Genomic DNA, 26,953 nt, shown 5'->3' with positions numbered 1-26,953 from the left:
ATTTATTGGTTATTCTTAATAGGTATAATGCAGCTGCAAATGCCCCATCTCAAAGCAACGATTGACCACTAGTGAGAAAGAGCCAAGCAGTTGGGCATAGCGTGAATGCTTGATAATCGCAATCGGTTGATCCTGCCCCATCTTAACCAGTTCCGCCTTTAGTTGCACATAAAGCTCAGGCACCTCATCCATCAAGGTCGAATTGATGTACAAAACCTCAGGGTCATATGACACTGTTGCCCCAAAGATAGCCCGCGCTAGTAACGAGGAAAAGGCCCTAAATACCGCATCAATTTGGGGATCATGCTGGTCAATCAAACGTTGAATGCTATCACGATCCACTTTCTCACCTGTCACCTCACTTAACTGTTGCATCAGAGCATATTCTGAGCAAAAATCTTCAATCTTGCGCGGCTTTTTGCTATGGGGATCGATGTAAACATTACGACCAATTTCACCAGCGACACCATGACTGCCACGGTAGAGCTGGTTATTGATGATTACGCCGGCGCCGACACCACGGTGGATACTGACGGCTACCAAATTGTGATTGGGATAGCGGTCATCAAAGTCGCGTTCGTAAATAGCGGACAGGTTAGCTTCGTTCTCTACGACGACTGGCACATGATACTTGTCGTGGAAGTGTTTTTGCAAATTGATATCATCAAAGTCAACAAAAGGCGAATCGAGGATCTGATCATGCAAAACGACCCCATGGACGGAAAAGCCAATCCCAATCAAGCCATTAATGGTGTTGTTGTCCGATACAACACGGTCTAGTTCGCGGTCAATCATCGGGAGAATATCAGCCAGCTGGTTACTAGTAATACGTTCCTGTTTAAAATAATTGATCTCGCCATCTAAATAATTGACCATCATGTGAAGATGATTATAGCCAAAGTCAAAGCTAGCGATCAAACCGTATTTTTTATTGATCCGAACGAGCTTAGGCCGTCTGCCCCCACTGGATGTTGATTCGCCCTGACCAACTTCTTCAAAGAGTTGTTGTTCGTCCAGTTCATTATAAAGCGATGAAATGGTTGACTTATTCAGCCCTGTTTGGTGGGCAATTTCAATTCGCGATGTGGGTTGGTTATTAAAAACCTGTTGCAATAACAATTTTAAATTTTGACGATGTTGTGATGGTTTACTTGTTGAAGGTTTCATATTCTTATCTCCATTAATTATTCCTGAGTTAGTTTGTTTTTTAAACTATCGTCTTTATTATAGCACTGGTTGAGATGGAAACGCTATCATTGATGGTAAAACCATACACCTATTGGAACTAAAAAAACGGCTGAGCCCTCGCTCAACCGTCTCGAAATGATCAAATAATTAGTTGATTTTTTTTGCCTCATCCATTGCCTTCATGATTGAAGGGTTCTTTGAATGGCAATCCTTGATCATTTGAACATCCTCTGCTGACAAAACAACTTGGTACTTCTCATTTTCAGCCATTATTATTACCTCGCTTTTTTATTATACACTTTGACTATACCACGTCAGAGCATAGATGAGGTAGAAAAATTAAGATTCACTAAGAAGAAGCTCCGCAAAGGTGAGTTAGCCGTTCACTTTAAAAGTCGCGCTCATTGACGCAACTTATTTATTATTTCAACTGTCCCCCATTATCCACCAACTGTTCGAGAACTTGTAACACCCCACTCTGGTCATTGCTCGGGGCACGGTGGTGCGCTAATCTGGCGATTAGAGGACTGCATTTGGCCATGCCAAAACTGTTCGGTGTACACTGCATCATCTGCTGGTCATTATCAGAATCACCGAAGACCATCAATTCATCTGCCTGCAGTCCCCACTTTTCTAGCAGATGTTTCAGGGCAAAACCCTTGTTAACACCAGGAATGATGATGTCCATCGCACCCTGACCGCTGGCTACCGCCTCAGCATCTTTGCCAAAATGGCTGTTAAACTGCTGGCAGAGTCGGGCAATCCGGGCATCATCCCCGATAAATAGACTGATTTCACCATACTGGTCTGCTGGCAGTTCGTCGAAATTATCCATCTCCCGAACAGCGTAATTATACTTGTACATCATCTTTTTAAATACCGGCCCACAGCTCTTCAGCATGTAGCCGGCTTTCACACCATTCAGCAAAAAATCGACATCATCCAAAGCCAGCAAGTAATCGACAATTTTGCGAATCACGGCCGGCTGAAACGACGACGAAAGCACGAGTTGCCCATGGTCAAAGATGAAAGCTCCATTGTCACTGGCATAGACCATCTCATCATTCTGGTGCGGAAAAAATGACCGAATTTGTTGGTACTGGTTGCCACTGGCTACCATGAAACGAATCCCTAACCGACTTAGCTGGTCATAGACGTGATCAAAGCGTTGCCGATCATAATCGTTTTGGCTATTAAGGAAAGTCCCATCCATATCGGTCGCCACGAGTTTAATCATCATCTTCCTCCTTCGGGTTAGCCAGCGCCCGCACGCGAATGACAGCCTTGATTTGTCGCAGCTTTTCTTGCAGTTTTACCAGCTCCGTGTCGGGAACAGCATCCATATCAATGACGGTGTAGGCAATCTCGTTGCGAGAACGGTTAATCATGTTCGTGATGTTCAGATTGTTCTGGGCAAGGATAGCTGTGATCTGGCCGACCATGTTCGGAACATTCTGGTGGATGACCGTGAGACGCAACGGAGCGCTAAAGCCCATTTCCACCGTCGGAAAATTGACGGAATTGATGATTTCGCCAGTTTCCAGGAAGCGACGCAATGTTTGGGCACCCTGCTTAGCGCCATTGACCTCAGCTTGCTTCGTTGTGCCACCAATGTGCGGCGTTACCACCGTGTGTTCGTGCTGTAAAACTTGGGGACTAGAAAAGTCCGTCGCGTATTCACGCAGCTTGCCGCTATCTAAAGCTGCACAAACCGCGTCGTCATTAACAATCCCGTGACGCGAATAATTGAAAAGGACAGCACCGTCCTTCATCTCAGCCAGTTCCTGATCACCAATCAAGTCGCGGTTTTTTTCCGTATACGGAATATGGATGGTCACATAGTCGGCGTCTTGCAAAACGTCACGCAGCTGTTTAGCCCGCGGAATCGAATTAGACAAGCGCCAAGCTGATTCAACGGAGATATACGGGTCATAACCGACGACGTTCATCCCGAGGTTCAGGGCAGCCCTAGCAACCCGCGAGCCAACGTTACCTAAACCGATGACCCCGATCTTTTTACCCAGCAATTCCGTGCCAGCAAAGTGATTCTTGCCTTTTTCCGTGCTGACGGAGACGTCGCCACCACCCAGTCTTTTTGCCCATGAGATTGCCGGGATGACTGGCCGCGCCGACAAAATTAGCATGGCAATCAGCAGCTCTTTAACCGCGTTAGCGTTTGATCCGGGAGTGTTGAAAACGACCGTCCCCTGTTTAGTGCATTTCTCTAATGGAATGTTATTAACCCCAGCTCCAGCACGAGCAATGGCTAGTACTTGCTCCCCAAATGGGGTTTCGTGCATGTTTTGACTACGAATGAGCAACGCATCAGGATCCTGGCCGTTATTAACTCGGTAATGATCGTCCGGAAAAGCGTCGATTCCTTCTTGGGCAATGACGTTATAAGTTTTGATATTAAACATTTTGTGGTGCCTCCTAGTGTTCCATTTCGAACTGTTTCATGAATTTCACCAGGGCTTCCACACCAGCTTTTGGCATGGCGTTGTAAAGACTGGCACGCATTCCGCCAACCGAACGGTGGCCTTTAACATTTAGCAATCCGGCTGCAGTAGCGTCTTGGACAAATACTTGATCCAGATTCTCGTCTCCCGTCACGAAGGGAACGTTAGTAATCGACCGGTCCGCTGGCTTAGCGGTCGCGCGAAACAGCTTTGAATTGTCAAGGTAGTCATAAAGCAAACCTGCTTTATCTTCATTGCGCTTTTGCAGGGCATCAACGCCGCCTTGTTCTTTCACCCACTTAAAGACCAAGCCAGCCACGTAAATGGCAAAGACCGGTGGCGTATTCAATGCGCTGTGTTTCTTAGCTTGTTTCACGTAGTCGAGCATGGCCGGCAAGTTTTGCTGTTCATCTAATAAATCGTGTTTGACGATCACGACCGTCAGTCCAGCTGGCCCGATGTTTTTCTGGGCGCCAGCATAAATCATGCCAAAGTCCTTCACATCATAGCGTTGGGCTAAAATATTGGACGACATATCACCTACTAGGACCTGGCCTGGCAATTGTGGCAACTGCCGGTACATCGTTCCCTCGATCGTGTTATTTAATGTTAAATGAATGTAATCATAGTTGCCGTTAAGGTGGTAATCCTTAGGTAAGGACGTATAGTGATCTCCCTTGCTAGAAGCCACCACATCAGCCTGAATGCCTGGCAATAAATCTGCTTCTTCTTTAGCACGATCGGCCCAGTGGCCGCTATCCACTAGCCCGAGACGATGATAATGCCGTGCCAGATTGAGGGGTGCCATTGTAAACTGAAGGGTTCCCCCGCCCTGTAGGAAGAGCACATCATAGTCGTCCGGAATCGCCATCAACTGGCGCAGATCTTCTTCAGCCGCTGCGGCCAAATCTTCGTAGAGTGAGGAACGGTGACTCATCTCCAAGATACTCATCCCACTACCGTGGTAGGATGGCAATTCGGCCTGCACTTGCTCGATTACTGGTGCCGGCAAAACGGCTGGGCCAGCGGAAAAGTTATAAACCTTCGTCATCATTCTTCACTTCTTTCATCGATAATTGGCCAATTGGTGACGATTACAATTAGCTATCAATATTATACACGAAAATAAGATAAAGATAAGCTTTAAATTAAATTTTAATTAGAATTATATAAGAAAATGGCAACCAGATCAAATGATCCGACTGCCATTACTTTACTTGTCAACTACGCCCCGATTAAGAATCGGTGGATTCCAGCATTATTTTTTCATTGAACACGGACGGTCCCGGCACTAAAAGTTTTCAAACCATTCGCCGTTTGGATTTGCAAATAACCATCACCAGTAATTTGCTTAAATTGGCCCAACGTCTTCTGACTGCCGATTTGCACCATCAAATTTTTACCACGAAGATATTGGTGATCCTGGTACACCTGGAGCACCTCTGTCCAAGGCGTTGTGAGCAGGTCTATAAACCTAGCACCCAATGCGTCCACTAAGGTTTTCCGCTGTTTTGTCGTCACCGGATCGTCGCTGATAGCCCCGGCGCGATCACGCAACTCAGCTGGCAAATCATCTGGAACCGTCAAGTCAATTCCCCAACCGACGACAATGCCACACAATTGGTTATGCTGATCTAAGGCGGTTTCGGCGAGGATTCCCGTTACCTTGCGATCTCCACGGTATAAGTCGTTGACCCATTTGATGGTTAAGGGGCAATGAAAGGTCTGACTAGCCACCTGGTAAGCAGCGACGGCCGCCCGAACTGTCAACTGTTGTGGTGTCCAACCAGCCGGCAAGGCACTCATCGGCAAACCAACGGAAAAATAGGCACCCGAATTGGGAGCGGAATAAAATTGACGATCAAATTTCCCGTGGCCAGCTGTCTGCTCATCAGCCACCATTAAAATAGGGCGTGTGCGTTGTTGTTTAGCTAATATGTCTTTCACAAGCGTGTTCGTCGAGGTCACTTGCTGACGATCGATGACTTCAACACCCCGCGTTTTTAACTGAGAAAATAATTCCATATCTGACTCCTGCACATAAAAAGGAGCTGGAAAACGACTCGTTTTCCAGCTTCTTGTATTTTAGTGTCCGTTTACTTCTTCTCTAAAGTCAGCAGCAGGTCATGGTCCTCAAGAGAATCGCCAACCTTAGCCGTGACGCTATTGATCGTTCCGCTAAATGGAGCCTTGACGTTAGTTTCCATCTTCATGGCTTCGGTGATGACCATGACGTCGCCAGTCTTGACTTCGTCACCAGCCTTGACGTTGACCTTAACGACATCACCACTCAGTGGCATCCCGATCTGGTTAGGATCAGATGGATCAGCCTTTGGAACGACTTTGACCTTGTTCTTCAAACTGTTATCCATGATCTTCATCAGGAATTGCTTGCCATTCAGGGCAAAGTGCAATGTCCGTACACCCTTCTTGTCAGGAGCAGAGGCAAACATGTAAGTCAGAATCATCTGACGACCCTTGCCCAAAGTAATGTGGACCGTCTCACCCGGACGCATCCCCTGATAGAAGGTGGTCGTATCGAGCAGACCCATTTCACCATATTCGTTGTTATTGTTGATGTAGTCAAGGAAGACCTTCGGGTACATCACGTAACCCAGGACGTCGTCTTCGGTTGGCTCACGATGGATCTTGTCAGCCAATTCCTTCTTGACAGCATCGAAGTCAACCGGCTTAGCCAGTGAGCCAGGACGAACCGTAATCGGCTTGCGGTCCTTCAGCACAACCTTTTGCAGGTCCTTCGGGAATCCACCATACGGCTGACCTAAGTCCCCAGCAAAGAAGTTAACCACTGAATCAGGGAAGTCGAGTTTCTTGCCCTTTTCCAAAACGTTATCTTTGTTCAAGTTGTTTTGGATCATGAAGATAGCCATGTCACCAACAACCTTGGAACTTGGGGTCACCTTAATGATGTCACCCAACAGATCGTTGACTTCTTGGTACTTCTCTTCAACTTCTGTGAAGTCCTTGATCCCAATCGATTGGGCTTGTTGCTTCAAGTTGGAGTATTGGCCACCAGGCATTTCGGTAGCGTACAATTCTGGCTTTGGTGAGTCGACACCATTGCTGAAGTCCTTGTAAAGTGGCCGAACTTCGGACCAGTACTTGTCCAGCACTTGGGAGTTTGCTAAGTTCAATTCTGGTTGACGATCGTCACCTTCCAGGGCCTGGTAGAAGGTTTGCATGGATGGCTGACTGGTCGTTCCGGACATCGAACTCATGGCAACGTCCACGACATCGACGCCGGCATGGGTAGCAGCGACGTAGGTTGCCACCCCGTTACCAGTAGTGTCGTGAGTGTGGAGGTGGACAGGGACATCCAGTTTAGCCTTCAATTCACCAACCAGTTCGTAGGCAGCCTGTGGCTTCAACAGGCCTGCCATATCCTTGATAGCGATACTCTGTGAACCGGCCTTAACCAATTCGCTAGCTAAGTCTAGGTAGTACTTCAGGGTGTACTTCTTTTCCGTTGGACTCAGAAGGTCACCAGTGTAGCACATCGTCCCTTCGGCGATCTTACCCGTTTCGCGAGCGTACTCCAGCGGACGCTTCATCTGTTCGATCCAGTTTAGCGAATCAAAGATCCGGAAGACATCGATGCCTGACTTAGCACTGTGATCGATGAAACGCTTCAGAGCGTTATCTGGGTAGTTTTGGTAACCAACAGCGTTAGAAGCACGCAGCAGCATCTGTTGCATGGTGTGTGGCATGTTGCGAGTCAAAGCAGCCAGCCGCTTCCAAGGATCTTCACCCAAGAACCGGTAGCAGACATCGAAGGTCGCACCGCCCCAACTCTCGACAGAGAAAAGGTGCGGCATGGCCTTGTCGTAAACCTTCATGGCCGGGTACATATCAAAAGTCCGCATCCGGGTAGCAAAAAGGCTTTGGTGAGCGTCACGCATCGTCGTATCAGTCAGCATGACCCGCTTGTTATCCAGCACAGCCTTCATCGCTGCTTCTGCACCCTGTTCATCCAGAATGTCCTTGATGGTCTTAACCGTGCCGCTAGCCGGCTGAATCTGGTCAGCAGTCGGTGCATCCATCTTTGGCACCTTGACCTTGTCCTTGCGTTCAACGCCGGCAAAACCGTTAACCGTAACGTTACCGATGTAGCGGATCAGCTGGGTTGGGGTATCCGGCTTGTGTTCGAAGTGGAACAGTTCCGGCGTCGTGTCGATGAAGGTCGTCTTAGCGTTCCCGTCCGCAAAGGTTGGGTGACGCAAAACGTTGAGCATGAACGGAATGTTGGTCTTGACACCACGAATGTTAAATTCGTTCAATGCCCGCTGCATCTTCTTGTTGGCATCGGTAAAGTTATCGGCCTGAACACAACACTTAACCAGCAATGAGTCAAAGTATGGCGTCACAACGTATCCAGCATAGGCGTTCCCGTCGAGCCGAACCCCGTTACCACCTGGTGAGTTGTAGTTAGTGATCTGACCAGTATCAGGCATGAAATTGTTTTCTGGATCTTCAGTCGTTACCCGGCATTGGATAGCGCAACCGTGAAACTCCAACTCGTCTTGCTTTGGCAGATGAATATCCTTGTACAGGTCCTGGCCTGCAGCAACCCGAATTTGGGTCTTCACAATATCGATCCCCGTGATCATTTCGGTAACGGTGTGTTCAACTTGGACACGTGGGTTAACTTCGATGAAGTAGAAATCATCTGGTGTTTCCAAAAATTCGATCGTAGCGGCGTTCTGGTAGTGCACGCTCTTCATCAATTGCACAGCCATGTTGCAGACTTGATTGCGCCGTTCAGGGCTCAGGACAACACTTGGGGCAAATTCAATGACCTTTTGGTTACGCCGTTGTACAGAACAATCACGCTCAAACAAGTGCATCACATTTCCGTGTTCGTCGGCGATCACTTGGACTTCGATGTGCTTTGGGTTCTCAATGTCCTTTTCGACGTACATCTCGTCAGAACCAAACGCCTTCAGAGCTTCATCCTTAGCCTGTTCAAATTCATCGTCCAGTTGCTTGTCAGAGCGAATGATCCGCATCCCACGGCCACCGCCACCCATAGCAGCTTTGACCATGATTGGGTACTTAACCTTGTGGGCAAACTCGCGGACTTGTTCAATATCCTTAACTGCACCCTTCATGCCAGGAATAGTGTGCAGACCCGCTTTGGTTGCAACTTGCTTAGCAACCAGCTTGTCACCAAACATTTTCAAATGTTCGACTTTTGGACCAATGAATTTGATGCCATTGTCCTCACAAGCCTGGGCCAAATCTGGATTTTCAGAAAGGAAACCGTAGCCGGGGTGAATGGCTTCAGCACCACTGGCTTTAGCTACACGAATAATTTCATTGATGTCCAGGTAAGCATCAATCGGTTGTTCGTCTTTTCCGATTTGGTACGCCTCATCAGCGGCAAACCGGTGAGTGCTGTATTCGTCTTCCTTGGCGTAAACCGCCACCGCCTTAATCCCTAGTTCGTGACACGCACGAATGATTCGGGTGGCAATTTCACCACGGTTGGCAATTAAAATCTTATGAAACACTTATTTTGCACCGCCTTTAACAGAGAAATTGCTTTGTTAACAACTCAACAAGGTTGATTATAACATTTTTAGGGACGCAAAAAACCTCCCGTAACGATTTTTCTAACATTTTTCTTTCATAAGACTCATTGTTTTATAATCTTCGCTTTTTGCAGTTTCCGTAATAATCACTAAACAGATTGATGGAGAACGTTTGCTTGCCCATTTTTACTAAGAAAGTTTAAAATGTAACCGTATCAAAGTTAAAACTTTTGAAGGGAGAATTATCATGACAAATGTTCTTGTAATTGGTGCTAGCAGTCGTATCGCTCTTTGGGCCGACCCGATCTTAGCAGCAGATCCAGACGTTAACGTCACCCTCTTCGTTCGTCAGGCTCAACGCTTAGGACCGAGTCTCCAAAATCAACACATCATTACGGGTGACGCCACTAATCTCGACGACGTCACCAAGGCTGTTAAAGGTCAGGATGTCGTTTATGCTAGTCTCGCAGGAAAGGTCATTGACGAAGCCCAGACGATTGTCAACGCCATGGACGCCAACAACGTTAAGCGCCTGCTCTGGACTTCTTCATTAGGAATTTACGACGAAGTACCGGGTAAATTCGGTGAATGGAACAAGAAAGTGCTGGGCGACTACCTGACTAAATACCGGAAAGCCGCTGATATCATTACCGCTAGCGATCTCGATTACACCATCATCCGGCCAGCATGGTTAACCGACCTGGACGAAAGCGACTACGAAGTTACTCGTGATGATGAAAAATTCAAGGGCACTGAGGTTTCACGGCGGAGTGTTGCTGAATACGCCGTTAGTCTGATTAAGGACCCATCCAAGGACAGTAAAAAGTCCGTTGGCCTCAACAAACCAAATACTGATGCTGACAAACCGCGGGCCGAAATTCTCAAAGCCGATGGCATGTCTGAAGACTAGACCAATCGCCAGGCTTCAGAATCAAAATTAAAAAGTTATAAAAAACATCTTGCATTTTGATGAGGCTATGATATTCTATGGTCGTTAAGCAAACGAAATTAAATAACCGATGACGAGTTAAGTAATCACCCAGTCCTCTCCAGCAAGTCGGGATAATGAAAGCCGATGAGGTCGCTAGGCGATGAAAATGGGCTTCGAGGTTTGAGCCGCGTGAGTTTTGCAAGCGCGACCGGAGTTCGCCTTCCTTACCAGGGCGCAGTTGTGTTAGCGACTGGTCGAGGTCTTGCGCGTGAGCGTAGGGCAAATGCAAGGTGGTACCACGTGTCAACGTCCCTGCTGAAGGATTTCCTTCAGTGGGGACGTTTTTTTGTTTGCTAAGTTGAATTGATTATCAAATTATTAGAAAGAGGCTGATCTTTATGTCAAAATCACTGCAAGCACCATTCCGTTACGATGTCGTCGGTAGTCTCAAACGTTCCCAAGCATTAAAAGATGCAGAAGCAAAGCTCTTTGCACGCAAACTAGCCATTGCCGATTTCGCTGACATTCAGCGCGCAGAAACCAAGAAGATTGTCCAAAAACAAGCTAGTCTTGGCTTCCACGCAGTGACTGATGGCGAATTCAACCGCAGTTGGTGGCACTTGGACTTTCTCTGGGGACTCGGCGGCACTGAACGCTATGATTATCAACAGAGTTACAAGTTCAAGGACAGCAAAACCCGCACCGACAACGTTCGCTTAGCTGGCAAAATTCATTACAACCCAACGCACCCCTTCTTCACCTCATTCAAGTACTTCAACAGCGTTACCCCTGACGGGGTGCTTGCCAAACAGACCATTCCTTCACCAACGCTGCTCTTCCGTGACAACCGGAGCGATAATTGGTCAAAGTTTTATGACAGTTGGGATGAATACCTGACAGACGTTGCCAAAGCCTACCACGAAACCATCCAGCACTTCTACGACTTGGGATGTCGCTACTTGCAACAAGACGATACCACCTGGGCCTTCCTGATTTCGAAACTCAACGCCACCAAAGATCAACCGGACGAACACGCTAAGTACGTCAAGCTGTGTGAGGACGCCGTTAAACTGATCAACCAAGAACTGAAAGGTTTGCCTGCTGACCTGACAATCACCACCCATATCTGCCGAGGTAACTTCAAGTCCACCTACCTCTTCAGTGGCTCTTACGACGTCATCGCCAAGTACCTGGGTCAGCTGAATTACGACGGCTTCTTCCTTGAATACGACAACAAGCGTTCTGGTGGTTTTGAACCACTTAAGGACATCTACAACGGCCGGCCAAACATTCGCATCGTGCTAGGCCTAATCACTTCCAAGTTCCCTGAACTGGAAAATCCTGATGATGTGAAAGCCCGGATCAAAGAAGCCAGTCAGTATGTTCCGTTGGATAAACTGGCTCTCTCCACCCAGTGTGGGTTTGCTTCCACTGAAGAAGGCAATAAAGTAACCGAAGATCAACAGTGGAAGAAGCTCGAACTGGTTCGGGATATCGCTCGTGACGTCTGGGGCGACGCCGACTAAGATCTTTTAAGCCACCAAATCAATAAGAAATCACTGCCGTGCAGATGCACGACAGTTTTTTTGTTGACAAAATCTCTAGCATCGTTATATAGTTAGTTAGTCAAGCGATTAACCATTTAACTATTGAAGCTAAGGAGGTGCACTTGCCGATGTTTCATTTTGACGATTCGGGGCCGATCTATACCCAACTTGCGGACCAGCTTGAGGAGTTGATCTTTACAGGTACTTTTCAGGCTGGCGACCAGGTTCCGTCAACTACCCAGTTGTCGCGAGAGTTGCACATCAATCCGGCTACCGTATTGAAGGGCATGAATCGCTTAGTCGATGACGGATTGCTGGAGAAACGTCGGGGGCGTGGAATGTTTGTTACCCCCAGCGCACGACAGCAAATCATGACCAAACGCAAGAGCAATTTTTTTGATGATTACATCAAGTCGGTGATCACCGAGGCTCAAAAGCTCGGGCTGACGGAAGACCACCTCATCGAATTAATCAAACGGGGGTATCAACATGACCACAATGAAAATTAAGGATCTCAGCAAACATTTTGGCCGGGCCGACATCCTTGAAAATATCAATCTCAACTTTGCAGAAAATGGCATTTATGGTCTCTTCGGTCGCAACGGTGTCGGCAAGTCGACCCTGCTCAACTTGATTGTCGACGGCATCCGCCCAAATACAGGTGAAATTACCGTTGACGGCGAAAGCGTTAAGGATAACAGCAAGGCACTCTCTAAAATTTGGTTAATGAATACCTCAATGCCGTTTGGCAAATGGACCAGCATTCAAACGGTGATGAAGTGGGTGGATGCCATTTATGGCGACTTTGACTTTGATAATGCTTTGCGGATGCTAAAGACTTTTGAGCTTTCACCAAAAGCCCACATCGGTCGCCTGTCTACTGGTCAACAGACTAGCTTTAAACTCGTCTTGGCACTGAATGTCAACGCCAAGATCATCATGCTCGACGAACCAGTTCTCGGTCTGGATGCCAATCACCGGGAATTCTTCTATTCTGAACTGATGAGGACTTACGGCGAAAAGCCACGCATCTTCATCGTCGCAACGCATCTGATTGAAGAAATTGCCCACTTAGTCGACCACGTCATCATTATCAATGATAAGAAAGTTGCAGTGGATGACACGACTGATGCCATGCTGGCACAAGCCTATCGCATTTCCGGGCCAGTGACGGATGTCCACAACTTCATCCAGGGCAAGCGCGTCCTCACCCAAAGCCCTGCATTAGGTAAACTCAGTCAGGCCGTGATTTATCAACAATTGCCGGCTAACTTGACAGTACCAGACAGCCTCAGTCTTTCCCACCTCGACTTGCAATCACTCTTCATTGCCTTAACCAGTCCGGACATGGCTGCTGTTGCCAATGCAAAATCACAAAAGGAGGTTGACCACCATGAATAAGGGAGCAAAGTTTTTGCTAAAGTACCGGCTGATTTCTAACGGAATCGCTCTCGGTATTGCAGCCGCAATTTACATTTTAATAACACTGATCTTTAACATCGGCAATATTATGCATGGAAAATTCTTCGACTTTTGGCCCGTTTTGCTCGGTGGGCTGACAGGTACTGCCATGATCTGTGCCATCGTCATGCTCTTTGTCTTACCGCGGCGGACATTTAACATCGCCAACCAGTTTGGCATCGACCGGAAAACTTTGTGGTGGACAGACATCTTTACCCCCGTTTTCTGGACGGTCGTCTTGCTGGTACTCGGCTTACTCACCCAGTTATTTAGTAGTGGCTCTGGAGTAATTAACAGCTCACCAAGCGGCTTTTGGGTCGGTCTTGCCATGATTTTAGCGATGTTCTTCGCCTTTCAGGTATTGGCTGATCTCGTCGCTCTCGTCCACGGTTTTTGGAAAGTCGTTGTGGTCATCGGGGTACCAACTTTGCTGATGTCGCTACTGATCTGGATCATGGTCCGTATTGCAGCGTGGATGTCCAAGACTGACTGGACACTGACTCATCACCAGCTCAACCAAATCCAGCACGTGCTCGTCAATCCAGGCACCTGGTCAATCTTCCTGATCATCTTCATCGCAATCATGATCTTCTTTACTTGGCTCTGCACCAAGTTTATCCGGCTGCAACGGGACTAATATAAATAAGCTGAACAATCACCTTCTTGGAGCTTCGTTGGGATAGCCTAGGATAATCGCTGACACGGAACGGGTCGATGATTTATCCGTAGCTATCCTCTAGAAGCTCGGTGATTTTTCGCGATTGCAATGTAATTATTCTCACCAAAAAAGCGGAGGCTAGGAACTCTTAGGATTCCTAGCCTCCACTTTTTATAAAATTAATTGTTTTCCGAATAATAGGCATCCAGGATTGCCTGGCCTTGCTTTCTGAGAAAGTCTTCCCAGTCAACCCGCTTCCATGCGTGGAGCTTGTTGTCCTTATCGATGCCGACCGCCATCACGTCGGTCAAACCGCCCAAACTGTTGTAGGGATTGTTGCTACCGTTGCCCAGTCGGGACAGAAAGTCAATGTTGTCATTATCATTCATCACATCAAAGGACAAATCACCGATGAAGTCCTGCAAATCTTTGTTATTACTGTACTGAATGATTTTGTCCAGCTTACTGATTGCTTGCTGGTGATCAGTATCAAGATCCCAAAAAAGATCATTGAGGTCTTGCAGTGCCAGATCATTTGCATCCTGGACCACTTTCAAACCGTTAAAGTACTTCTTGGTTGTCTCCAGCATCCCCTGGTCGCCGGCAAAATCCAGTTCTTCTCTAAAGTCTGCCATTTATATTCACCACTTTCTATAAGTGAATTATATCACATTAAACATCAATAAAAAGACAGCGCCGCGGAGAGCATCCCCTATAAAATACGCAATTTTCATTCTTATAACAACAAAAATTAAGTGCTACTATTAACTGGTAATCATATTAACTAGAAAGGACATTTTCGTGAGTCAAATTAATCTTTCCAAACACACCCGGCGAATCATCACCATCATCCTCTTGCTGTCAGCCTTTATCAGCTTGGCTAGCCAAACGATGATGGTTACCGCTTTGCCGGTAATTTCTAAAACCCTTAACGTCTCATTAAACAATGCGCAATGGCTGACTACTGGCTATACCCTGATCATCGGGGTCATCATGCCATTATCATCTAACATCTATGATAAATTCACCAATCGTCATGTCTTTTTGACAACCATCGGTGTCTTCATCATCGGCTCTTTAATTGGCTGTCTAGCCACGAATTTCTATACCTTATTATTGGCCCGATTGGTTCAAGCCGCCGCTAGTGGCATGCTGATGTCGTTCCAGATGACGACAATGGTCTCCATTTACCCGATCGAAAAACGTGGCGCTATCCTGGGTCTATCCAGTCTAGTCATTTCTTCCGGGCCGGCATTTGGACCGACACTAGCCGGATTAATCTTGCAAAACCTTTCATGGCGATGGCTCTTTATTCTCGTCCTCCCGTTCATGATTGTAGTGTGGATCGTCGGTTACTTTAAACTGTCGAACTATTCAAAGCCACGGGACATTCAGATCGACTACTTGTCCGTTCTGATTTCCTTAATCGGTTCAGCGCTCTTCCTGGGTAGTTTAACAGTCTTTGAAATCAACTTAGCGGCTGGTATTATCATGATGGCCGTCGGGATTCTCTTCATCGCCATTCTGGTGCGTCGCCAGTTACGTTTAAAGAACCCACTATTGAAGGTACAAATTTTCCGCTACCCGTCATTTACCTTGATGACGATTGTCGGGATCTTCGCTTTCATGGTTCTCTTAGGTACGGAACAACTGATCCCAATCTGGGGTGAAAATTCACTGCATATCTCCAGCTTCATTTCTGGTTTAATCCTGCTACCAGGAGCCATCATCAACGGTTGTGCTGCCTTTCTAGTAGGCCGACTGTACGACCAATACGGGCCAAAGTGGTTGATCATCACTGGTGGTATTTTAATGCTGATCGCCTCCGTCCCACTGGTTCACATCAGCAATGGTAGTTCACTTGCCATGATTACCATTGCCTATGCTATTCGAATGTTAGGCAACGCGATGGTCTTCAGCCCAGCTTTATCGGAAGCCTTCTCCGACCTTTCTCAACTGGAAAACAGTCACGGCACGGCCCTCAACAACACCTTGCGGCAGGTCGCTGGAGCCATTTCGGTCACTTTGGTGGTTGTCATCGCTGATGCTCCAGCATCACTGATCACTGGCATTCGTACTGCCATGTGGGTGACGGTAGCCTTGGTTATCTTGATGCTATTAACCTTTGGCATTTATCTGCGGCAACGCTCGGCTGCCAAATAATTGAATATGAATAATCTCAGCACCTGCTTGATGAGCAGGTGTTTTTTTATTATCTAATAAATAACATCTTAGTAATATTAATTAGCAGCTGTAATGCTTTTCATTTCTTAAAACAACATGCAAAACTAACCAACAAAAAAATACTTACGAGCACAAATGGAATCTGTTAGACTAACCAGCTGGAGAAAGGGAGAGGTATTATTGAATAATCATTTAACTGCTCGCCATTCCATCAAACACCCTAAATTAGCCATGGCAGCCATGCTGCTCGGGGCTTTTGTCGGAATGCTGAGCGAAACTTCATTGAATATTGCATTGCCCAAACTGATGCTAGCCTTTCACACCAACCTGGCTACCATCCAGTGGTTGGTGACGGGCTATATGCTAGTGATCGGGATCATCCTGCCATTATCCAGTTTGATTTCCAAATGGTTCACTAGCCGCCAAATCACCGTCTTTGGGCTGGGTGCCTTCATCATCGGGGCAGCCATCTCAGCCTGTGCCAATGACTTTACTGTTCTTTTAGTTGGCCGAATGATCCAAGGGATTGGGACCGGTCTGATCATTCCATTAATGTTCGCCGTTGCGATGCAAATCTTTCCACCCCAGAAACTGGGTGGTGTCCTTGGCATCTGTGCCCTGGTTATTATGTTTGCCCCAGCAATCGGACCAACCCTGACTGGATTGATCCTCGGGCAATTCACTTGGCGGTGGATTTTCTGGCTCTTTATTCCATTCTTGGCAATCGCGATGATCTTTGCTATCGGCTTTTTAGACAACGTCAATCACCTTAGTCGGCCACACGTCGACTGGCTGTCGATCATCGAATCAGCCATTGGTTTTTCCGGTCTTGTGATCGGTGCCAGCCTAGCCAGTCGTGATGGTTGGCTATCTGTCCCCGTCCTGTCAGCCCTCATAGTCGGCATCATCGTCTTGGCATGCTATGCCCACCGTCAACTGCACTTAGCTGAACCAATCCTGAATCTTAAGCTCTTTAAGACAGGGGCCTTTACTACAGGATCCATTCTAGTGATGCTCGACTTTGGTATTATCCTCGCCATCATGTACCTTCTGCCAAACTACCTGCAGAATGGCATGGGAGTGCCGGTCGTTATGACTGGAATCATCATGCTGCCAGGAGGGATTGTCAACGCCATCGTCTCTGCCCTGGCGGGTCGACTCTATGACAGTGTCGGCGCCAAGCGCCCGGTAATGGCGGGCTTTGTTCTCGCCTTCATCGGTGCCCTGATGTTTGCCTTAGCTAATGCTAAATCAGCTATTATCTATATGATCCTAGCCCACGTCATTTTGATGATCGGCTGTCCGCTGGCCATGTCACCATCACAGACCAGCGCTCTTGGTTCGCTGAACGGACTGGAATCGGCAGACGGCAGCACTATTTTAAATACCATGCAGCAAATCGTTGGCGCACTTTCCACAGCTCTTGCTACCAGCTTTTACGAAGCCGGCCGGCATGCCGTTTCTGCCAGCATGGCCATTCGTTACACGCAAGGTTTTCACTGGGGGATCTACTTTTCTTTGGTTCTCATTATCTTAGCCATTCTCGGCAGTTTGCGCCTAACAAATCAGCGTAGTGCTTCATCTGATGTCAATTAACTTATACTAATATCTATAAATATATAGTAATTACTACACAAAGATGTGTAATAGCCGTGGGAGGTCTTTTTCATGGCACAAATTAACATCAAAATTGATGGCCAACTAAAAAATGACGTCAGTAAAATTTTTAACGATATGGGCTTGAACATTACTTCGGGTATCAAGGTGTAGCTTAAGCGGGCTCAGCAAGATCACAAGATCCCATTTGAAGTGTGCAGCCAGTCCTCATCTTTTGACGCTGACCAAGTTGCTAGGGATTATCAGGCCGGCGACCCTACGGTGGTCCACAACTTGAATAGCCTATTCAAGTCGCTCAATCATTTGCAAAAGGATAATTCCACCAACGATAGCATTGGCGGATCGATCCTAAAGACATTCCATGACTAAGCCAAAAAGGCTCAGGGCGCGTTGCTCTGAGCCTTTTTCTGATTAGTATGTAATTTCGTAGCGGATCTGGTGATGAACCGGTTCCAGAGATCGCAAGATAATATCGCCAAATTCCGGATGATGAACAGAATCAGGTAAGGTCTGGGCTTCCAGTGCAATGGCTACCCATGATCTTCCAGGACGATTCAACTGCACACTATCAGGCATACCATTCGCAGTGTACACAACTAAAGCGTTGCGATCAGAAAACATTTTCATCTCACGACCAGATTCAGGATCACGCAGAACAGCAATCGGTTGGTGATCCATGCTCGTACTTGGCTCAACCACAAAGAAATCATCAAAACCCTTTTCACGAGTCTTTAACATTTCATGCAAGGCATCCCCGAGCAACCGACCATGCTTAAAATCATATGCTGAATCTTGATTATTAACTAGCTGTCCTGTCGGGATTTTGCCATCATCAACAGCCAGATGTTGTTCGGAATTGATCATCAATTCTTGAGCTTCAACAGTTCTTGCATCTCTATCAGCTAGATTCCAATAACTATGATTAGTAGGATTGAATAAGGTCGCTGCGTCAGTGTGACCATAGAAGTCGATCGTTACCTGATTTTGATTATCCAAAGTATAAACCACTTGGACATTCGTCACACCAGGCATTCCGTCATCTTTTGGTCGGTAATGATTGCTTAAAATAATTTGCCCTGAATTTTCGTTAATCTGTGTGTCAACGTGCCAAAAATGATTCTGCCAACCTCGATCACCACTATGATTAGTATTATTTCCTTCGTTAGCTTGCAACTGATAGTTGTGACCATCAATTTGAAATTGAGCATGACCAATCCGGTTGGCAACAGGACCAATCAATTGACACACACAGTAGCCAGATTTTTGATAGTTCTCAACCGAGTCAGCACTTAATAGCAAGTTTAACCGCCCTTGAGGCGTCAGCACAGAAAATTCCTGCCAAATTCCTCCATAGTTAAGCACACTCATTCGCACATGATGGTCATTGGTGACAGTATAGCGAGTCACTGGGTGACTATTCATCTCTCCAAAGTTATCATGCGTAATTTTCATATATAATAATCCCCCATCATCAAATCACGGTATTAATTAACTACTAATGGTTAACAAACATCATTTGTACTCGTTGAGGTTGGTGTTGGTGCCAGTAATCAATTCCGTGAACACGGCGGTAATGATCCCAATCGGCCTTTTTAACCAACAGTCGTTCATCAGGCATACCCACAGGTGATACATCTACTTTATCGATACAGTACAGGTACATGGCCAACAAAATAACATCTGACACAATCCCTACGCCAGTAAAAAGCAAAAGCACACCCACAATCGAAAAAACTTTTTCAAACTTTGTCCAGCGCCTGTAATAAACGACGCCATCCTTCATAGTATCCGTTTTAACCGGTTTTAATTTACGAAATTTCATGGTAATGTCCCTTCATTCGTGATTCACTCATTTACGACAAAGAGGTCGGGAAGATTACCCTTTCCGACCTCTTTCAAACGTTCTAATTATTACTTAATATCGATTAATTCAATTCCGAAGAGACTAGCTAAAGTCTTCATTTGATCCATCGTCAAATTCATTGATAGAACAGTGTGGTGGCCACCACCGTTGCGCATCCATTGTGTTGCACCTTTCTTCAGGCCACACTTTGGCGTCCACATTTGCTTAGCCACAGGCAGGTTAGGCATTTCTTTTTCTGGCTTAGCGCAGGAAACATCGTAAGCAATGAACTTGTAGCCATCATCAAAGTATGACAATGTAATGTCAATCCCCTCACCTTCAGAACCAGTGAAGACCAACCGTGCTGGATCAGCTTTGTCACCAATATCCAGTGGGTGAACTTCAACCCGCGGCTTATCTGAAGCCAGAGTTGGATCAACTTCAAGCATGTGTGAACCCATGATTGCTTCATGACCCTTGCGCAGATCCAGGGTGTAATCTTCCATAAAGGCTGTCTGCTTATTTTCAGCAATGATCTTCAGCAGCCGTGAGAGACCAGCAGACTTGAAGTCCCCTTCAGCACCGAAGCCATAGCCATCAATCATCAGTAGTTGAACAGCTAAACCTGGCAATTGTTCAAGACCCTTCAAATCTTGGAAGTTAGTAGTAAAGGCATCATAACCCTTTTCATCCAAGAAATGCTTGATTCCTAAGTATTCACGCAGTTGATAACGTACTGAGTGAACATACTTATCATGGTCATTGTCACCTTCAACCATTTCGTAGTTGTCTTCCAGACGCTTGTATTGCTTATCGATATCGTCTTCAGAAACAGCATTCACAGCGGCTACCAATTCCGGAACTGGCCAGTAGTCAACAGTCCACCCTAATTTGATTTGAGCGGCAACCTTATCGCCTTCAGTCACAGCAACATCACGCATCGTGTCACCGAAACGTGCGATCTTGATCTTGAAACTCATGTCATAGCCAACAGCAACCTTTTCCCAGTCAGCAATCTCGCCCTGAACTTCTGGGTCATTCCACCAACCATAAACAATCTTATCTGGAATACCCATCCGTGCATTAATGTAGTCATATTCACGGTCACCGTGGGCACTTTGGTTCAGATTCATATAGTCAAAGTCAATCGTGTCAAATGGAATATGATCCAGCATTTGAGTGGCTAAGTGCAGCAGCGGTTTTTGCAGCAACTGAGTCCCGTGAATCCAATTCTTAGCTGGCGAGAAAGTATGCATCCAAGTAATGACGCCGGCAACCTTATCCTGATAATTGGCTTCCTTCATAAACTTAGTGATGCTGTCAGCAGTCGTAGCAACCAATTTAAAGACAAACTTGTAAGGTAATTTGCCACTGGCATTAAGCCCATCGACTAACTTGCGAGCATCTTTTTCTACTTGTTCCAGTGCTTCCGGACCATAAAGTGGTTGAGATCCTACAGCAAACCAAAATTCATATTCAGGTGTTTTTAACATAGTTAGAAATCTCCTTTGCTTCCATAATTATTAGAAAATGTTAATCAATCAACAGTTAATGTTTCAATTTATATGATATATCAGATAGTGTCAGTATAATAGTCAGATAAATTATTGATAGCAGTTAAATTATTAACTTGTCTAAGCTTTGTTCTTTTTAGCAGCTTTACGCATTGATGCTTCAATTTCTTCCAATGATTTTCCACGAGTTTCAAGGAAGAATTTATTAGTAAAGATGATACAAATGACACAGATAACACCGTAGATAATAAAGGTGTTGGAAATGTCAAAGGCAGCCAGCATTGATGGGAAGGTTAAGGAAACAACCATATCAGCCAACCAGTTAGTAGCGGAACAAAGTGATGTCCCTAATCCACGGATATTAAGTGGGAAGACTTCACCAATGTAAACCCAAGTGATTGGTGCCCAGGTACTTGCGTAAAAGGCAATGTAGACAGTCAGAGCAATGGCACTGACATAGGCAGCGGCATGTGATCCGTTGTCCAACTTCAGAATAGCAGCCATAACGAAGAGTGATAGACCCATCCCGGCAGCACCGACAGTCAGCATCTTCTTCCGATCAACGTGGTCCATCAGCAACATTGCGACAACCGTAACAATAACGTTGACAATACCAATACCGATGTGTGCTAGCAGAGCAGCTGCGACACCCCAACCAACCTTAGTGAAGATAGTTGGTGCATAGAAAATAACTGAGTTTGAACCGATAATTTGTTGGAAGATAGCAGCACCTAAACCAGTAACTAGAGCTGGACGAACATCAGAACCAAATAGTTCTTTCCAGCCACCCTGCTTTTGGTTAGCTGACACTTCGATTTCTTCCATCGCGGTGTCAACGGCTTTGGCATCGCCTTTGTTGGTGTCCATCAGAACTTCACGAGCTTCATCGCGATGACCAATCTTAACCAGGAAACGTGGGCTTTCTGGTAGGAAAAGAGCACCGAAGAACAAGATGACAGCTGGTAAAGCGGCAAATCCTAACATCCAACGCCAACCGGTGTAAAAGCCTTGGAACGTGTAGTTGAGGATGTAGGCTAACAGAATACCGATCATAACCATCAGTTGGAACATCGTGGCAACCGCCCCGTGCATACTCTTTGGTGCAAGTTCGTGCAGGTACGCAGGAATCAATGCGGAAGTAATCCCAACACCAATCCCTAAGATGACCCGCGTAACAAGCAAGGTCCAATATTCAGGAGCAAATCCTGAACCAAGAGCACCGACAGTGAAGATAAGTGCTGCCCAAATTAAGAGCTTACGACGACCATATTTATCAAGGAACTTACTAGTACCCAGGGCACCAATAATTGCCCCGATAAGAACAGATGAAACAACCATTCCTTGTTCCCATGAACTCAAATTTAATTGCTTTTGGATAAAGAGGATGGCTCCGGAAACAGAAGCAATATCGTAACCGAAGAGCAAACCACCTAGCGCACCAAAAGTATAAATAAAACCATTTGATGATACTTTTTTCAATTTTGTTCACTCCTATACTTATGAACTGAGCGACATTTTGAAATATGAAATCATATATGATAAAGAGAAGAACAATTTCTTTAAGCGCTTACATGCATAGTATAGGAAATTTATACGTATAAGTCAATAAAATATGTCAGATATTTCGATTTTATTACGGACAATTATTTGGTGTATACCATATAAATACTGTCACAACAGCTGTTAAATCCTTATACTTGTTAGTATAATTTTTCAAAAAGAAAACCCAACTATCAACCTCAGTTGCCTAAGATTGATGGTTGGGTTCATCAACAAATACTTAGTTGTTTATTATTGGCCAAGTGTTTTTACAGAATCACGTTCAATAATTTCTGGATGATAGATCTTTGACTGAACCTTTTGCCCTTTGATCAATTGTAAAATCATATTACCAGCGTCCATCCCCATCTTATTCTTCGGATGCACAGCTGTTGTCAAACCTGGCAAAATATATGCACTCAATAAATAATCATCAAAACCGATAATGCTGATATCTGCCGGAATCTTCAAACCTAAGGACCTTACTACATCCATTACTTGAATGGCTAACTGGTCATTATAGCAAGCAATAGCTGTTGGCCGCTTATCACTTTTCAGATATTCAGCAATTTTACTAAATATTTGAACAACATCATCACTCGACTGATACATAATGACATTGCTCTTCAAGCTAGCTTCAGGGTGAGACATATAAGCATCCATATATCCCTGCATCCGTCCGACACCCTGCATATCATCGACCTTATAAATACCGAGAATGCGTTCATGACCATGATCAAATAACAAATTAACCAGCTTTTCTTCAGTCTCACGATCTGCCGTATCGATATAAGGCAGTGGTGAATTATCGTAATGGGCATCGATAAACATTGCCGGAATATTAGATGACTCAATTTGATGATAGAGGTCTTGATTAGGATTAGGGCGTGCACTCTGGGTAGGCTCCAAAATAAGTCCATCAACGTTACTGTCTAGCATACGCTGCAGACTTGCACGTTCCTGATCATGATCATTATGGGTATTACCTAAGAGAATTGAATAGCCTTGGCTAGAAAGTGTGCGATCAATGCCACTAATGATACTAGGGAAAATATAATCAGCTAAGTGGGTGGCAACCACGCCCACAACCTTCTGATTTAAAGGCTTATCACGCTTACGCCAATTTTCAACAAACATTCCACCACCCTGCACTCGATAAATGAAATGTTCATTTTCCAGTTCACCCATTGCGCGTCTGATGGTATAACGACTGACACCGTACCTTTTCATTAATTCAGATTCAGTTGGAAGCTGGTCCCCTGGTTGATATTTACCGGAACTAATGTTGTCGCGAATTTTTTGTTTTACTGTTTCATACTTGGTTGCCATATTCTATATGCTCCTAACAAAAAACGGCACTGCAGCAAAAAAGTTGCACCACCGTTTAAATTAATTAATAAAGCTTATTGTTCACGTTTTGCGTGGTCCTTGCTGTGAGCATTATTTTGCCCATAATAAGCGTTTTTGCCGTGTTTACGGTAATAGTGCTTGTCCAATAGGTACTGTGGCAAGTGGTTATCCGCCCGGGTCAGCTGAAGAGAATGGTAATCTTCTTCAGCCACTACTTCCAGCACTTTAGCATTATAAACTGCCTTATCAGGTGTTGCGCCCCACGTAAATGGACCGTGTTGCATAACAAGGGCAGCCGGAGTAGCTTCATAGTCTAATCCGCGCTCTTTAAAGGTGCGAACAATTACTTTACCTGTATTGCCCTCGTAATCTTCTTCGATTTCTTCCTTTGTCAATGCATCAGCGGCAGGAACGTCCGTGTAAAAGGTATCGGCATGGGTGGTGTTCATAGCCGGAATATCCATGTGTGCTGCGGCGAAAGAAACTGCCCATGGGGAGTGTGTATGTACAATTCCACCAATCTTTGGGAAGTGATTGTACAAATAAGTATGAGTTGGAGTATCACTAGATGGGTTCAAGTCGCCCTCGACAACTTCACCCTTTAAGTTAACGACCACCATGTCAGATGGTTTGAGGTCCTCATATGGCACACCAGATGGTTTAATGACATAAAGGCCCTTACTCCGATCAATTCCAGACACATTACCCCATGTAAAGGTGACTAAACCAAGCTTCGGCAGCTTCATATTGGCTTCGTAAACTTCTTGCTTTAATTCTTCTAACATTATACTTCTCCTTTAGTTTAATTTCATGCTTTTACCGGCTTCAATTTCTGCTGGTAATGCTTCCTTATAATTGTCAATAAATTGTTCATATCCTTGAACACTCTCATCCTCCGGATAAAGGGTGGAGCTTTCGGCATTAGCAAACACTTCTTCGTCCAAATAGTCTGCCAAATTCTTACCCTTGCTGTCACTTGCGTAGAGTGCCAGGACCGCCATTCCCCATGGACCACCTTCACCTGCGTTACTCATCAAAGTAATTGGTGTATCAAGAGCATCAGCTAGAACTTGCTGAGCTACGACTGGCGTCTTGAATAGACCTCCTTGGGCCACTAAAACATCTGTCCTGATGTGTTCTTCACGCAACAAAATATCCATGCCAATTTTTAGTGGAGCAAAAGCAGAGTACAGTTGTGCCTTAAAGATATTAGCGAGTGTGAAACGACTATCAGGCTTACGAACCATCATTGGTCGGCCATCCTGAACTTCTGTAATGTTTTCTCCTGACAGGTAACTAAAATTGACTAGACCACCTGCGTCCTGATCGCCACGCAGTGAAGCGTCAAATAATTTTTCATATAATTCATTTGTTGGTAGGCTAATACCCAAAACTTTAGCAAATTGATTGAAAATATTAGCCCATGCATTGATATCTGATGAACAGTTGTTGGTGTGAACCATCGCAACAGGCGCCCCATCAGGCGTCGTGACCATATCAATGTCGCGGTGAACCTTATTCAATTGCTGGTCCAATACCACCATGGAAAAAGCAGACGTTCCGGCAGAAATATTCCCGGTCCGCTTGCGTACTGCATTCGTAGCGACCATGCCCGTACCGGCATCACCTTCTGACGGGGCAATCAAAGCCCCAGGTTGAAGCTGTCCACTAGGATCAAGCTTTTTTGCCCCAGCTGCAGTTAACTTACCTGCAGGCTCGCCAGCGAGCAGAACCTTTGGCAAAATATCCGCAATATTCCAATTAAACTTAGCGACTTCCGGTAATGAAGAAAATTTATCCAATAATTGCTTATCGTATGTTTTGGTTGCTTCGTCAATTGGGAACATTCCCGAAGCGTCACCAATCCCCGTGTTCTTTTGGCCAGACAATTGCCACGATACATAACCATCCAGAGTGGTTAGAAAAGTAATATCTTTGACGTGGCTCTCATCGTTAAGAATAGCCTGATAAAGATGAGCGACACTCCAACGTTGTGGAATATTAAAATCAAAGAGTTTCGTTAATTTGTCGGCTGCTTCAGCGGTAATATTGTTGCGCCAAGTTCGGAATGGTACTAACAAATTGTCATCTTTATCAAATGGCATGTAGCCGTGCATCATTGCACTGATACCCATTGACCCAATTTTTGCAAGCTTGACACCAAATTGTTCGGTGACACTAGCAGCTAATTTTGCGTAGCTGGTTTGAATGCCTTCCCAAACCTTGTCCAGTGAATAAGTCCAGATATGATCACGCAGTTCGTTTTCCCACACATAATCCCCAGATGCTATGACTTGATAATCATCTGTTACTAACACCGCCTTGATTCGGGTGGACCCCAATTCAATTCCAAGTGCAGTGTTTGCGCTTTCAATTTTGTCAATAATTGTTTGTTTGTCCACAGGCGTTGCCCCCTTCTTATTAATCAACATCATCATTGTATGATATTTATACGGATAAATCAAATTGATTCCCCAATTAATTACAGATAAATTTAAATTTATATCAGTATATATTCTGCAGCATCTAATAACTTAACGGATAAATACTTTTCTGCTGACAATAAAAAACAGCTACTGCAATCTCAGCAGTAACTGTCTCTTTGATTATCCAAATAGTGAATTAATCTAATAATTTGTATAGTGGCTATTCAACTTTTAACTGTACCGACACTTACCCATTACTAAATAATCTATCTATCAAATATCAATTTCGTTAGCTTTATGTAAGCGCCTTATTATGATAAAATTAGTTACATAAATAAAAAAACGAGGTAATTATTATGGCTGTACGTCCAACAAGTGACCAAACTTTTGAAACAGATACGAATCATGGCATTGCCGTTATCGATTTTTGGCAAGACATCGGTAATGGAGCTACCCAAGCCGCCGTCGACAAAGCAGTTTCCGAACAACTGCCAGACGTCAACTTCTTTGTGATGGATGTGATGCAAAACCATACCATCGCTAACCGCTACCAAATTAAGAAGTCACCGACCATCATGGTTAAGAAAAATGGCAAAGTCCTGGGAACCGCTGTTGGTTACCGGCCAAAGGAACCACTGATTGCTTACATCAATCACCTCATCAAATAATAAAAGCTGGGCGCAT

Annotated in this window: 24 protein-coding genes; 9 read left to right on the top strand and 15 right to left on the bottom strand. The window is 45.3% G+C overall.

Annotated elements, in window-relative coordinates; genetic code table 11:
• Nucleotides 1-15: 15 nt before the first annotated feature.
• From AB3114_RS06240 to AB3114_RS06210, 7 genes are all read right to left on the bottom strand, one after another.
• Complete coding sequence (locus AB3114_RS06240) at nucleotides 16-1,167, bottom strand: ROK family protein (protein ID WP_367342398.1); 1,152 nt, start codon at nucleotides 1,165-1,167, stop codon at nucleotides 16-18.
• A 168-nt stretch (nucleotides 1,168-1,335) separates the two neighbouring features.
• Complete coding sequence (locus AB3114_RS06235) at nucleotides 1,336-1,458, bottom strand: hypothetical protein (protein ID WP_367342397.1); 123 nt, start codon at nucleotides 1,456-1,458, stop codon at nucleotides 1,336-1,338.
• A gap of 151 nt (nucleotides 1,459-1,609) precedes the next feature.
• The gene (locus AB3114_RS06230; RefSeq protein ID WP_367342396.1) at nucleotides 1,610-2,425 is read right to left on the bottom strand and encodes a Cof-type HAD-IIB family hydrolase; all 816 of its coding nucleotides are present in this window, start codon (nucleotides 2,423-2,425) and stop codon (nucleotides 1,610-1,612) included.
• Nucleotides 2,418-3,608 carry a phosphoglycerate dehydrogenase gene (locus AB3114_RS06225; RefSeq protein WP_367342395.1) on the bottom strand — a complete coding sequence of 397 codons (1,191 nt, stop codon included), beginning with the start codon at nucleotides 3,606-3,608 and terminating at the stop codon, nucleotides 2,418-2,420. Before AB3114_RS06225 ends, AB3114_RS06230 begins: the two co-directional genes overlap by 8 nt.
• Nucleotides 3,609-3,621: 13 nt before the next feature.
• The gene (serC, locus tag AB3114_RS06220) at nucleotides 3,622-4,698 is read right to left on the bottom strand and encodes a 3-phosphoserine/phosphohydroxythreonine transaminase (RefSeq protein WP_367342464.1); all 1,077 of its coding nucleotides are present in this window, start codon (nucleotides 4,696-4,698) and stop codon (nucleotides 3,622-3,624) included.
• 215 nt (nucleotides 4,699-4,913) lie between these two features.
• Nucleotides 4,914-5,672 carry a biotin--[acetyl-CoA-carboxylase] ligase gene (locus tag AB3114_RS06215; protein ID WP_367342394.1) on the bottom strand — a complete coding sequence of 253 codons (759 nt, stop codon included), beginning with the start codon at nucleotides 5,670-5,672 and terminating at the stop codon, nucleotides 4,914-4,916.
• Between the two features lie 71 nt (nucleotides 5,673-5,743).
• The gene (locus AB3114_RS06210) at nucleotides 5,744-9,178 is read right to left on the bottom strand and encodes a pyruvate carboxylase (RefSeq protein WP_367342393.1); all 3,435 of its coding nucleotides are present in this window, start codon (nucleotides 9,176-9,178) and stop codon (nucleotides 5,744-5,746) included.
• A gap of 268 nt (nucleotides 9,179-9,446) precedes the next feature.
• Here AB3114_RS06210 and AB3114_RS06205 point away from each other — a divergent pair, with 268 nt between their 5' ends.
• The 5 genes from AB3114_RS06205 to AB3114_RS06185 all read left to right on the top strand — a co-directional run bounded on the left by AB3114_RS06205 (nucleotide 9,447) and on the right by AB3114_RS06185 (nucleotide 13,775).
• A complete protein-coding gene (locus AB3114_RS06205; RefSeq protein ID WP_367342392.1) occupies nucleotides 9,447-10,109 on the top strand; it encodes an NAD(P)H-binding protein in 663 nt (220 codons plus the stop codon).
• 419 nt (nucleotides 10,110-10,528) lie between these two features.
• On the top strand, nucleotides 10,529-11,656 hold the full coding sequence (locus tag AB3114_RS06200) for a vitamin B12 independent methionine synthase (RefSeq protein ID WP_367342391.1): 1,128 nt from the start codon (nucleotides 10,529-10,531) through the stop codon (nucleotides 11,654-11,656).
• A gap of 149 nt (nucleotides 11,657-11,805) precedes the next feature.
• Complete coding sequence (locus AB3114_RS06195) at nucleotides 11,806-12,186, top strand: GntR family transcriptional regulator (protein ID WP_367342390.1); 381 nt, start codon at nucleotides 11,806-11,808, stop codon at nucleotides 12,184-12,186.
• Complete coding sequence (locus tag AB3114_RS06190) at nucleotides 12,167-13,078, top strand: ATP-binding cassette domain-containing protein (protein WP_367342389.1); 912 nt, start codon at nucleotides 12,167-12,169, stop codon at nucleotides 13,076-13,078. The genes AB3114_RS06195 and AB3114_RS06190 overlap by 20 nt, the downstream gene beginning before the upstream one ends.
• A complete protein-coding gene (locus tag AB3114_RS06185) occupies nucleotides 13,071-13,775 on the top strand; it encodes a hypothetical protein (RefSeq protein ID WP_367342388.1) in 705 nt (234 codons plus the stop codon). The genes AB3114_RS06190 and AB3114_RS06185 overlap by 8 nt, the downstream gene beginning before the upstream one ends.
• Before the next feature lie 200 nt (nucleotides 13,776-13,975).
• Here AB3114_RS06185 and AB3114_RS06180 read toward each other — a convergent pair whose 3' ends face one another.
• On the bottom strand, nucleotides 13,976-14,431 hold the full coding sequence (locus AB3114_RS06180; RefSeq protein ID WP_367342387.1) for a hypothetical protein: 456 nt from the start codon (nucleotides 14,429-14,431) through the stop codon (nucleotides 13,976-13,978).
• Between the two features lie 160 nt (nucleotides 14,432-14,591).
• Between AB3114_RS06180 and AB3114_RS06175 the strand changes: the two genes are divergently transcribed.
• The 3 genes from AB3114_RS06175 (at nucleotide 14,592) to AB3114_RS06165 (ending at nucleotide 17,966) form a co-directional block, all read left to right on the top strand.
• The gene (locus tag AB3114_RS06175; RefSeq protein WP_367342463.1) at nucleotides 14,592-15,959 is read left to right on the top strand and encodes an MFS transporter; all 1,368 of its coding nucleotides are present in this window, start codon (nucleotides 14,592-14,594) and stop codon (nucleotides 15,957-15,959) included.
• 252 nt (nucleotides 15,960-16,211) lie between these two features.
• Nucleotides 16,212-17,576 carry a DHA2 family efflux MFS transporter permease subunit gene (locus tag AB3114_RS06170; protein ID WP_367342462.1) on the top strand — a complete coding sequence of 455 codons (1,365 nt, stop codon included), beginning with the start codon at nucleotides 16,212-16,214 and terminating at the stop codon, nucleotides 17,574-17,576.
• A 213-nt stretch (nucleotides 17,577-17,789) separates the two neighbouring features.
• On the top strand, nucleotides 17,790-17,966 hold the full coding sequence (locus tag AB3114_RS06165) for a hypothetical protein (protein ID WP_367342386.1): 177 nt from the start codon (nucleotides 17,790-17,792) through the stop codon (nucleotides 17,964-17,966).
• 42 nt (nucleotides 17,967-18,008) lie between these two features.
• Here the strand turns inward: AB3114_RS06165 and AB3114_RS06160 are convergent, their stop codons facing one another.
• From AB3114_RS06160 to AB3114_RS06130, 7 genes are all read right to left on the bottom strand, one after another.
• Nucleotides 18,009-19,049: an aldose epimerase family protein gene (locus AB3114_RS06160; RefSeq protein WP_367342385.1), complete on the bottom strand. Its 1,041-nt coding sequence runs from the start codon at nucleotides 19,047-19,049 to the stop codon at nucleotides 18,009-18,011.
• Nucleotides 19,050-19,092: 43 nt separating this feature from the next.
• Nucleotides 19,093-19,419 carry a hypothetical protein gene (locus AB3114_RS06155; RefSeq protein WP_367342384.1) on the bottom strand — a complete coding sequence of 109 codons (327 nt, stop codon included), beginning with the start codon at nucleotides 19,417-19,419 and terminating at the stop codon, nucleotides 19,093-19,095.
• Nucleotides 19,420-19,508: 89 nt separating this feature from the next.
• Nucleotides 19,509-20,933 (bottom strand): L-arabinose isomerase, encoded by a 1,425-nt coding sequence (gene araA / locus AB3114_RS06150; protein WP_367342383.1) that lies wholly within the window; start codon nucleotides 20,931-20,933, stop codon nucleotides 19,509-19,511.
• A 141-nt stretch (nucleotides 20,934-21,074) separates the two neighbouring features.
• Nucleotides 21,075-22,433: a sugar porter family MFS transporter gene (locus AB3114_RS06145; RefSeq protein ID WP_367342382.1), complete on the bottom strand. Its 1,359-nt coding sequence runs from the start codon at nucleotides 22,431-22,433 to the stop codon at nucleotides 21,075-21,077.
• A gap of 312 nt (nucleotides 22,434-22,745) precedes the next feature.
• Nucleotides 22,746-23,822: a GntR family transcriptional regulator gene (locus AB3114_RS06140; protein ID WP_367342381.1), complete on the bottom strand. Its 1,077-nt coding sequence runs from the start codon at nucleotides 23,820-23,822 to the stop codon at nucleotides 22,746-22,748.
• Nucleotides 23,823-23,896: 74 nt separating this feature from the next.
• Nucleotides 23,897-24,628, bottom strand: coding sequence for an L-ribulose-5-phosphate 4-epimerase (locus AB3114_RS06135; protein WP_367342380.1), 732 nt, complete (start codon nucleotides 24,626-24,628; stop codon nucleotides 23,897-23,899).
• A 12-nt stretch (nucleotides 24,629-24,640) separates the two neighbouring features.
• A complete protein-coding gene (locus AB3114_RS06130; protein WP_367342461.1) occupies nucleotides 24,641-26,275 on the bottom strand; it encodes a xylulokinase in 1,635 nt (544 codons plus the stop codon).
• A 350-nt stretch (nucleotides 26,276-26,625) separates the two neighbouring features.
• On the opposite strand from AB3114_RS06130, the gene AB3114_RS06125 reads away from it, so the two are divergent.
• Nucleotides 26,626-26,937, top strand: coding sequence for a thioredoxin family protein (locus AB3114_RS06125; RefSeq protein ID WP_367342379.1), 312 nt, complete (start codon nucleotides 26,626-26,628; stop codon nucleotides 26,935-26,937).
• Nucleotides 26,938-26,953: the final 16 nt, after the last annotated feature.

Source organism: Limosilactobacillus sp. (genome assembly GCF_040772465.1).
In the GTDB taxonomy this organism is placed as follows: Bacteria; Bacillota; Bacilli; order Lactobacillales; family Lactobacillaceae; genus Limosilactobacillus.
The sequence above is the reverse complement of the archived record's forward strand: the minus strand, read 5'-3'. Positions and strand labels throughout refer to the sequence as shown.